The organism is Asticcacaulis sp., from assembly GCF_020217185.1.
Taxonomy (GTDB): Bacteria; Pseudomonadota; Alphaproteobacteria; order Caulobacterales; family Caulobacteraceae; genus Asticcacaulis.
On record NZ_JAIWNX010000121.1, the window covers coordinates 1 to 10,000 of the forward strand.

The following is a 10,000-nucleotide window of genomic DNA, read 5'->3' on the forward strand; positions in this document are numbered from 1 at the left end:
CGCCCGCCTGGGGTCGCGTGATGCCGGTGACCTTGCCTGAGGTCTGGATGCGCTCGGCCTCGATCATCGCCGCGGGTTCGACCGTGATGCTGTGATTGGCGTGTATGGCGCAGCCGGGAGCCCTGATCTGGGCTGTGTTTTGCACACTCAGGCCACCGTCCTGCGTTTGCAGCACGCACAGGGGCGTTTTCTGCATGTTTTCGGCGCGCGCCTTCACGGTCAGTTGCGCGCCGAACCCTATGGCGCTGAAGATCGGTTTACGCTGGGCAACCCCCGTCACCTCGACCACGCCCTCCGGCAGGTCGGCCGTAGCGGTAAAGTCCACGGTCAACCCCTCAGGCAGGGGGTTGGCCTGAAGATAGGCGGTCTGGCTGGCAAAGGCGGTTATGCCGGAAGTGTTTTGCCCATAGGTCGCCAGAGTCAGCCGACTGGCCCCCGCCAGTGCACCGGCGTCGGCGGCGTCCTGCAGCAGGCTCTTGTCGCGATTGAAGGCGTTCAGCTCGATCGCTCCGCCGACGACCAGCATCACAGGCACGGCCAGCATAGCCACCGTGATACCGGCGTGCCCGTCACGGACCCCCGGAAAGCGCTTCAGCAAGCGCGCATAGCGATCAAACCGGTCTGATCTCATGTCAGCCTTGTAACACGGGCCTGTTAACAGCCCCTTTCCACAGCCTAAACGTCTGTATTTTTATGCGTTTTTTATATAACTCCGCGATGCGACAAAAGCGCCCGGTAAAACCGGTTTCCCCTTTGGCGAGACATGCTTTAGCGTCTGCCTATGCGCTCAGACGCCCGAATCACTACCTCACGCCGACGTCAGCCGGGTTTCCATAGTCGGTTGAACCGGCTGGTTATTGGCTGCGTGCTGCTGGCCTGTCTGCCGGTAGCGGCGCTGTTTGTGGTCAATGAGGCCCATCGCTATGGCGAAACGCGCTGGTCCACGCTGAAGGCCGCTGCCGACGTGCTGGCGTCCAGCGCCTCGGAAAGCGTCGAAACGGGCGACGCGCAAGGGGCGTTCCGCGCTTTGCGCGCCGTTACGCGCACGCCCGGCATCGTCTATGCGCGGGTGGAGACGGTGCAGGGCGTGCTGGCCGAAACCGGGGCCGGGGTGCGTCTGAAATCCGATGTCAGCATCGAAGACAAGGGCAAGACGCCGTCGCTCAGCCACCTTCTGACCACGGGTTCCATCGAAATCCGCTCGCCCATCCGCCACGAAGGCCGCACGCTGGGCCACGTGGTGGTGGTGCATAAGGCCAGCGGCCTCAGCGCCGGGCTGCTGAGCACGCTGGCCGGTATCGGCCTGATGGCGGTGGCGGCCGCAGCCATTGCGCTGCTCGTCGCCAACCGGCTGCAACACCGCCTTGTCAAACCGCTGACCGATCTCACCGAGACGCTCGCCACGGTGACGCAGAGCGGGCAGTTCACGCGCGTCGAGACCGAGGCTGAGGATGAGGTGCGCACGCTGGTGGACGGCTTCAACCTGATGGCCGAAGCCATCGACAAGCGCGACCGGCAGATCGAAGCCCACGTGCAGCACCTTGAGGACGAGGTCGCTGCCCGCACCGAAGACTATCGGCTGGCCCGCGACGAAGCCAACGCCGCCAACGCCGCCAAGTCCGAGTTTCTGGCGACCATGAGCCATGAAATCCGCACGCCGATGAACGGCGTGATGGTCATGGCCGAACTGCTGGCCAGCGAGCCCTTGCCGCCCAAGGCGCGTCGCCACGCCGACACCATCGTGCGTTCCGGGCGCAATTTGCTTTCCGTTATCAACGACATCCTCGACTTCTCCAAGATCGAGGCCGGGCGCATGGACGTCGAAATCAGCGACGTCGATGTGGTGGACCTGATCGACGAGGTGGTGGCCCTGTTCCACGACCGGGCGCGCGACAAGGGGCTGGAACTGGTCGCTTTTGTGCATCCGGACGCGCCGCGCCGGGTGCCCGCCGATACGGTGCGGCTGGGGCAGGTCATTGCCAATCTGGTGTCCAACGCCATTAAATTTACCGAACGCGGACGGGTGACGCTGAAACTGTTGCCCGACCGTCATCCGGAGCACTGGCGGCTGGTGGTCTCTGACACCGGCATTGGCATTGCGGCGGACAAGCTCGATAGCGTGTTCGGTGCCTTCACGCAGGAAGACCAGACCACGACGCGGCGCTTCGGCGGCACGGGGCTGGGCCTGTCGATCGCCAAACGGCTGGTCGAGGCCATGCACGGGGCCATCGCCGTCAGCAGCGAACAGGGCAAGGGGACGTCGTTTCATGTGCGGCTGCCGCGTCAGGCGGACGCCCCGACCGCCGCCCCGCCGCGTCTTACGGCCCCCGCCCGACTGCATCTGGCGGTCGCGGCCCCGGCTCTGGCCCACGCGCTGAAAGCCCGACTGGAAGCGGCCGGGTTCACCCTCGGCACCGAAGCCCCCCACCTTATTCTGGCCGATGCAGACCACCGCGAGTCTCTTGCCGCCGAAGCCGCGCCGCTGGTCCTGCTGGCCGATATCCGCGACGCAGAGGCCGAGCTGTGGCGCGAAGACGGACGCTGCGCGGCGGTGCTTGGCCTGCCCTTGAGCCACAGCGACCTTGACCGCCTGATCACCGCCTTTGCCGCAGGCGCCCCCCTGCACGTGGACGCGTCAGACACGCCTGCAACCGTTGGCGTCAACTACCCTGCCGCCCGCGTGCTGGTCGCCGACGATGCCGAGGTCAATCTGGAGGTGGCGCGTGAATCGCTCAGCCGCTTTGGCATTTCCTGCGTCACCGCTGCCAACGGGGCCGAGGCCCTGAGGCAGATGGAGACGCAGGCGTTTGATCTGGTGCTGATGGACGGCTCCATGCCGCACATGGACGGCTTTGAGGCCACGCGGCGCTGGCGGGCGAACGAAGGCGAGGCGCACCTGCCCATCGTCGCCCTGACAGCGCACGTGGTGGGTAAGGCCGCCGAGGAATGGCGGGCCGCCGGTATGGACGCCGTGCTGCACAAGCCTTTCACGCTGGCCGCGCTCGGCGAGGTGCTGAACCGCTTCCTGCCGCATCTGGCGGTGACCGTCGAAGGGCTGGCGGCGGAAATGCCGGTGCCCGATCCCACCCCGCTGGCGGCGGGTGAGTGGCTGGGCCCCGGCTTTACGGCTTTGCTGAAAGAGGCCGCCCCCTTCCGCGATCGCGTGGTCGAACTTTACCGTTCCCACGCGCCGGTCACCCTGAAAACGCTGGTGGCCGCCCTGAAAGACGAAGACGCCCATCAGGTGTCGTCCGCCGCCCACGCCCTGCGCTCGATGAGCCTCAATCTGGGGGCGCGGCGGCTGGCCGATCTGGCCGGCAGTATCGAGGCACTGGCGCGACAGACGCCGCCCGATCTGCGATTGGGGGATGGCGAAGCGCTGACCGACGCGCTGGCGGCTACGCTGGCCGAAATGGCGCAGCGCCTGCCTTCGCCCGTGCCGGTCGCTGCGCCCACCTTCAATGATGAGGACGCGACCCTGCTGCGGCGTCTGGATGCCGTTCTGGCGCATGGGCGGCTCGATGTCGTCTATCAGCCGATCTATGACCGCCTAGGCGAAACCATTATCTCCGCCGAATGTCTGGTCCGCTGGCCCGCCGAAGACCCCAACCCCGTCACCCCGGCCCTGTTCGTGCCGCTGGCTGAGCGCAGCGGGCGCATTATTGGGATCGGCAAGCGCGTGCGTGAGATCGTCTTCGCCGACGCCAGACGGCTGGGTGACCTGCCGCTGGCCATCAATGTGTCGCCGGTCGAGCTTGATCAGCCGGAGTTTGAGGCCGATCTGCTGGCGTCGGTGCGTGAGGCCGGACTGCACCCGTCGCGCTTTGTGATCGAGGTGACCGAAACGGCCATCCTCGGTGATCCGGAGCGTATGAACAGGCTGTTTGAGCGCTTACGCGCGCACGGCTTCCGCCTGGCGCTCGACGACTTCGGCGTTGGCTATTCGTCGCTGACCGCCCTGCACCGCCACCCCTTCGACAAGATCAAGATTGATCAGGAATTTGTGCGCGGACTGGACGGCGAAGCGCGCAAGGCGCTGGAGGCGCTGGCCATCATTCAGGCCGTGTCCGGTATTGGCCGCGCCTTCGGGATGCAGGTGGTGGCCGAAGGGGTCGAAACCGCGACCCAGCATCAGCACCTCAAGGCCGCAGGCGTACACGCCATGCAGGGCTACCTCTTCTCGCGCCCGCTGCGCATAGAGGCCATGATCGAGCGTCTGTCGCCTGCGCCTTTAGCGGAGTCAACGCCGCGACCGGGGTATTCGGCGTCCTCGTGACGTTCTTTCGCCCCAGACATTTTGTCAGTCCGTAAGGCTGAAACGCGTGGCGAAGGTCAGGGACAGAACCTCACCCGCCACGGAATCCGGGGGGCGTGGCAGGGGCTGGGCGTCGCTCAGCATGGCCAGCGCGGCGCGGTCAATGTCGGCTGAGCCCGATCCGCGCTCGATCCGCGACGTCAGGACGCGGCCCTGGCGATCCATCTGAAAGCTGAGGAGGACCTCGCCTTCGATGCGACGGCGTTTGGCCTGCGGCGGATAGAGTTTGAACTGTTCGATATGGTGGCGCAAACGGGCGGCATAGGCCGCTGGGGGCGGGCCTTGTAACGCGCTCTGGCGCGGCGCACCGGCTGCGGCGGGTGGGAAGGTAGAGGCCGCAGACGCAGGCGCACCCGCCGACGGAGGGACCGCGGCGGGCTCGGTCCGAGCGAAGGCCGGGGCCGCTTGCGCTGAGGGCATGGCGGCCACGGGTGCCGACGAAGACAACGGCTGCGGCGTCGAACCCGCTGTCTGGATAGGCTGTACAGAGGGTTTGATAGCCGCAGAGGGGGGTGTCTGAGCCTCTGCCGCTGACGGGGCCGTCTTCGCCACGGCCGGGCGCATCTCCATTGCCACCTCAAACACGGGCACCTCCACCGGCGGGGGCGTTGGCTGAGGCGCCAGCCCCGCCACGGCCAGCAGGAAGCCCCCGTTCACCAGAACGGAGGCCCCGACAGCCAGGCTTTTTTGACCCTTGCTCGTCACCGCTGGTTTCAGAACGTTTTGGCGAGGCTCAGGCGGACCGTCTGACCCGCGGCTGGCAGATAGCTGAGGTGCGGCTGATAATAGGTGTCGAAGATATTGTCCCAGTTCAGGCGCGCCTCGATCCCGGCCAGCGGGCCGGACAGCGGGCGATAGGTGGCAAACAGGTTATGCACCGTATAGGACTTGCTGGTGGCCGAAACGACGCCGGTGGTAGCGTTGTAGCTATACTGTTTGTCGGCGATATCGCCCTTCCAGCCGAGCGTTACCCCCTTTTCAGGAAACACCCAGCCCGCCGTCAGGTTCAGTTGCTCCGCCGGGATGGTGTTAAACGCGATATTCGTCACCTTGTTATAGCCATTGACCGTGGACCATGCCACGCGCCCGAAAATACGGTGTGAGGCGTATTCGGCCTCCAGTTCGGCCCCTTCATAGCGCGCTTCGCCGACATTGGTGTAGGCGGAAGCCGTGGTCGAGGTGCGCGTGACCAGGTTTTTGATGTCGTTCTGGAACACGGTCAGCTTGAGGTTCAGCCCATCGCCCTTGCTGAACAGACCGCGCTTCGAATAGCTGGCGCCCACCTCGCGGTTTTCCGACTCTTCCGGCTTGAGATTGAGGCTGATGGTCTGGGCCGCACCGCGCGTATAGATCTCATCCAGTACGGGCAGGCGCTCGGTATGCGACAGCGAGCCGAACAGTTTGACCTGCTCCGTCAGCGCATAGAGCACCGCCAGCTTGGGCGAGGTGGCGTCCAGTTCGACGGAGGAAGGCACGCCGGTCGTGCCCACCACATAGGTGCCCGCCCCAGGTTTCAGCTTCGACTTATCGTAGCGGATACCCGGAATAAGGGTCAGCTTGTCCCCGATCAGGATTTCATCCTGCACATACAGGCTGACGCGGTTCATATCGCCTTCGGGGTGGGTGGTCGCGCCATTGGTCAGGCTGCCCGTCGCGCTGTAACGCGGGTTGCGGCGCTCCTGATGATAGGTCTGCACACCGACGGTCAGAAAGTGCTCGACGGGACCGGTGGTGAAGGTCGAGACGTTCTCCACCTTCGCCTGCACGGTCTTGTAGCTGTACTGCGAGGTATAGCCGAGCGCGCTGGGTGAAAACTGGTTGTCGCGCTGATCGGTCTTCGATTCGTCGAAGGCGATCTGCGCCTTGAGGTCCAGCCAGTCATTACCTTCAAAGGCGTTGTCGTAACCGATCACGTAGTTGGTGTCGTCGGTCTTGCGGCGCACCTGACTGGTCGTAAAGGCCGCCTGCTGATCGTAGATCTGCCAGGAATCGTCGCTCCATTTCTGCGCCGAGGCCCAGACGCTGTGTTTGCGGTCGCCGCCGATATAGTAGCGGCTCTTGAGCAGCACCGACTCGCCCGCCGCCTGCGACGGGTTGACGATCTTGCCATTGCCATCGGTGTAGTTGCCGAAGTCGCGCTTGTTGGCGACCAGCAGCACATCGAGGTTTGGCACCGGCTTGGCCGCCAGAGTCGCCGACAGCAGCGTGCCCTCGCTGTTGCTGTCGTAGCCGCCTTTCAGACGCACCGCGAAGCGATCATCGCCCCTCAGGAAGTCCGAAGCGTCCTTGGTGGTGAAGTTGACCGTCCCGGCCAGCGCGCCGGAGCCATAGACGGTCGAAGAGGACGGCCCGCGCAGCACCTCAACGCGCTTGTAAAGCTCGGTATCGGTGAACAGGCTGCCCATGCGATAGCCCTCAAAGAACTTGGTGACGCCATCGACCGTGAAGACCACCCGGCTGTCCGATTCCGACAGGGCGGTGCCCATGCCGCGGATGTTCAGCCCCTGCCCCAGAGATGAGACGCCCCCGGCCGCATCGACCCCGGCCACGCCTTCCAGCAGTTCGCCCACCGTACCGGCCTGCGCGTTTTCGAGGTCCTCCTGATCGAGCACCGTCACCGACTGCGGCGTATCGGTGGCGACCTTTTCCTTGCCCGCCGAGACGACGATGCGCCCCAGCGACAACTGGGTGGTGGCGTCGGCCGTCTTGTCCGCTTCCTGCGCCAGAACCGGCGCGGCAGACAGGATCAGGGCGTTGAGCGCCAGAGCACTGACGGCCGGCAGACGGTATGATTTGAGTGACATCCCCATACTTCCTTTCAGAAAAAAAATCGGCTGAGATTCGCCATAGGCCCCACGCCCATAGTTGCGAATAATTCTCATTGACTCGCCGACTACACCCTGAGGCGATGCGACGTCAAGCCACTTGCAAATAATAATGATTCTCATTATTGGATTCATGTCTTTCGGGCCACAGGGCTCTTTCAGGGATCACACGACATGACCGCCTATCGCTTTATCGGCATTACCCCGTTGCTTTTCTTTGGTTTATTGACCGCGCCCGCCGTGGCGCATTCGCCCTATCTCAAGCCCGCGGCCTTTACGGTCCCGGCACCGCGCGACCACGTAACGATCGAAGCGGCCTTCTCGGATGGCGATCTGCGTCCTGACGTGGCCATGAAGTCGGACGCCTTCCACATCATCGCACCGGACGGGACCGACACGCCCCTGCCCCCGGCGGCGACGCTGAAGGACGCGGTATTTCTCGAAGCGCCTCTAAAGGCCGAAGGCACTTATCTGATCTCTTCCGGCGTGCGTAAGGGCCGCGTGGCCAGGGGCGTCCTCCGCGACGGTGAGGTGCACTTTCTCGAAGGCCCCAATGCTGCCCGATCCGGCGAAACCGTGATCGACGTGCAAAGCCTGACGCGCGCCGATGTCTATGTGACGCATGGCCGCCCCAGCCGTCCCGATTTCCGCAGCAACGGCGTCGAACTCTTCCCCGTCACCGCGCCCTATGACGCCTATGCGGGTGAACCCTTCACCGTGCGCGTGCGTGAAAATGGCCAGGGTCTGTCGGGTCAAAACGTGACCGTCATCACCGACGGCCAGACCTATGCCACGCCCAAGGTCGGCGAACAGACGCTGCGCACCAACGACTCAGGCGAGGTCACCTTCACGCCGAAGACCGCCGGCCTCTACCTCCTTCAGGTGCGCGTGCGCCGCCCCGCTGAAGGTCAGGCGAACCTGTGGCTCAGCCACACCGCCACCCTCACCCTTGAAGTCCTGCCCCAATAACTCGTTCTATAAGGATACCCGGATGAAAACGTCTCTTCTCATAACCGCCCTCATCGCGGTCTCGGCCCCGGCGCTGGCCGCCTCACACTCCACCTCGACCTTTATCGAGGAACAGGACCTCAATGGCGACGGCAAGGTGTCGCTTGAGGAATTCAAGGCTGGTCGCGCCATCGAATTTCGCAAGGCCGACTTCAATGAAGACGGCAGCTTGAGCGAGGCCGAATATATCGGCGAATACGAAGGCCGCCTGATGGCCAGACTCAGCCGCATCGGCGACCCGGAAAAGCGTCTGGAGGAACAGCAACGCCAGATGCGTCAGGCTAAGGTGCGTTTCGGCGTCCTCGACACCGACAAGAACGGCGCCATCAGTCAGGCGGAACACCTCGCTTCGGGTCTGCGCATGTTCGACCTGCACGACCGCAATAAGGACGGGGCGGTGGATCACAAGGATGTGGTTCTGGCCGAAGACGCCGCCAAAAGCGGCAAGACGGGCGAGTTTGTGAATCCCTAGTGTCCTGAATCTGAAATTCGCATGCGCTTGATATCGCCTTCTGGCGAATTTCAGATTCAACAGGACACTAGGCTGTGTCGGGCAAAAAGGGCTTATCAGTGATAGGCCCTTTCTCACCCACCAACATGTTCAAGCCAGCCGGCCTGACGCAGGTGCACCACCGCCGAGCGGGCGACCGGGGCGGTGAGGCCGTTGGTCAGGTGCAGGCGCATGGCGCGCGGGGTGCCCTCAATAGCCCTGACCGCGTGACGCGCCACCCACCACGAGCGATGCGTCCGCAGCCCTTCGGTCTCAAGCTGGGCGATCGCCTGATGCAGGGGCATCAGCATCAGTTGCGCGCCCGTGGGCGTATGGACGCGCACATAATGGTCTTCCATCTGAAGGGCCAGCACGTCCCTCGGCAGGGCGGCGGGCGGCTCCTTTTCTGAGAGAACGTGGCGCGCGGCCGCCCGACGCTGAAGCGCCCACACCACGGCAACCATCAACCCGGCGATCAGCAGGGTCTGACCGTACCACAGGACCGGCGACAGGTCGAAGCGGTGCAGTTCCGGCCACAGCCAGAAGGCCGCTGTGCGCGTCAGAAAGGCCTGCAACAGACTGACGAGCCCAAGGGCGACAGCCAGCAGACTGAGGCTTTTCATCCCGCCGCCGGGGGCGAGGCGCCTGACCGCCCGCAGGGTGCCCCCGAACAACGCCGCCCCCACCAGCATCGACACCACCCAATAGGCGATGCGCTTTTCCAGCCCCGTATTCAGATAGCTGCCGAACGGCCCCAGCACCCCCAGTATCAGCCCGGCGACCGTGGCCACGGCGGCCCATTGCGCGACGGGGTTACGGCTCAGTTGTGTCAGACGGTTGGAAAGCGAAGTCGGCATAGAGGCTCAGATCAAGGCGGTTTGGCGCACTATAGCCGCCTGCGCTACGTACCGCCAGAGCGCCCAATTGCCGGACCACGTACCCGTTTGCCCATTGGCGAATGACGCCTTTACGCGCTGTGTCAGACGGTTAGAGCGGGCGGGTCAAACGGAGATTTCTCATGCGCTGTCGCCTGTTATTCGCTCTCTTTATTTCGTTCGCCGCCCTTGGCATGGTCGCCCATGCGGACACCCCACAGGTCGGGTTCCGCCACGCCGTCACGGCTGAGGGCGTCGAGGTCGGCATATGGTTTCCCGCCGCAGGCACACCGGCCCGCCAAAGGCTGGGGCTTTACAGCCACGCGGTCGTGGCCAATGCCGCGCCCCTGCCCGGCGCGCATCCGCTGATCGTCATGTCGCACGGCACAGGCGGCAGCTTTTCCGGCCATGTCGATACGGCGGTGGCCCTGGCGAAAGCGGGCTTCGTCGTAGCGGCCCTCACCCATCCGGGCGACAACTGGCAGGA

7 protein-coding genes and 1 pseudogene are annotated in these 10,000 nt (G+C 64.5%); 4 read left to right on the forward strand and 4 right to left on the reverse strand.

The features are described from left to right. On the reverse strand, window positions 1-631 hold a 631-nt coding region (locus LDL37_RS05950), incomplete at its 3' end, for a pilus assembly protein TadG-related protein (protein WP_290795569.1). A gap of 210 nt (window positions 632-841) precedes the next feature. Between LDL37_RS05950 and LDL37_RS05955 the strand changes: the two genes are divergently transcribed. Then, entirely contained in the window at window positions 842-4,276 is a 3,435-nt protein-coding gene (locus LDL37_RS05955) for an EAL domain-containing protein (RefSeq protein ID WP_290795571.1), read from the forward strand. Window positions 4,277-4,300: 24 nt separating this feature from the next. Here LDL37_RS05955 and LDL37_RS05960 read toward each other — a convergent pair whose 3' ends face one another. Both LDL37_RS05960 and LDL37_RS05965 read right to left on the reverse strand, forming a co-directional pair. Continuing rightward, a complete protein-coding gene (locus LDL37_RS05960; protein ID WP_290795574.1) occupies window positions 4,301-5,020 on the reverse strand; it encodes an energy transducer TonB in 720 nt (239 codons plus the stop codon). Window positions 5,021-5,028: 8 nt separating this feature from the next. Continuing rightward, window positions 5,029-7,119, reverse strand: a complete 2,091-nt coding sequence (locus tag LDL37_RS05965) for a TonB-dependent receptor (protein WP_290795576.1) — start codon at window positions 7,117-7,119, stop codon at window positions 5,029-5,031. A gap of 195 nt (window positions 7,120-7,314) precedes the next feature. Between LDL37_RS05965 and LDL37_RS05970 the strand changes: the two genes are divergently transcribed. Both LDL37_RS05970 and LDL37_RS05975 read left to right on the forward strand, forming a co-directional pair. Next, a complete protein-coding gene (locus LDL37_RS05970) occupies window positions 7,315-8,109 on the forward strand; it encodes a DUF4198 domain-containing protein (RefSeq protein WP_290795578.1) in 795 nt (264 codons plus the stop codon). A gap of 22 nt (window positions 8,110-8,131) precedes the next feature. Further along, window positions 8,132-8,620, forward strand: coding sequence for a hypothetical protein (locus tag LDL37_RS05975; RefSeq protein WP_290795580.1), 489 nt, complete (start codon window positions 8,132-8,134; stop codon window positions 8,618-8,620). 113 nt (window positions 8,621-8,733) lie between these two features. Here the strand turns inward: LDL37_RS05975 and LDL37_RS05980 are convergent, their stop codons facing one another. Beyond that, window positions 8,734-9,495 (reverse strand): LytTR family DNA-binding domain-containing protein, encoded by a 762-nt coding sequence (locus tag LDL37_RS05980; RefSeq protein WP_290795582.1) that lies wholly within the window; start codon window positions 9,493-9,495, stop codon window positions 8,734-8,736. 161 nt (window positions 9,496-9,656) lie between these two features. Here LDL37_RS05980 and LDL37_RS05985 point away from each other — a divergent pair. After that, window positions 9,657-10,000 (forward strand): annotated as a pseudogene (locus tag LDL37_RS05985) (dienelactone hydrolase); the annotation flags it as partial.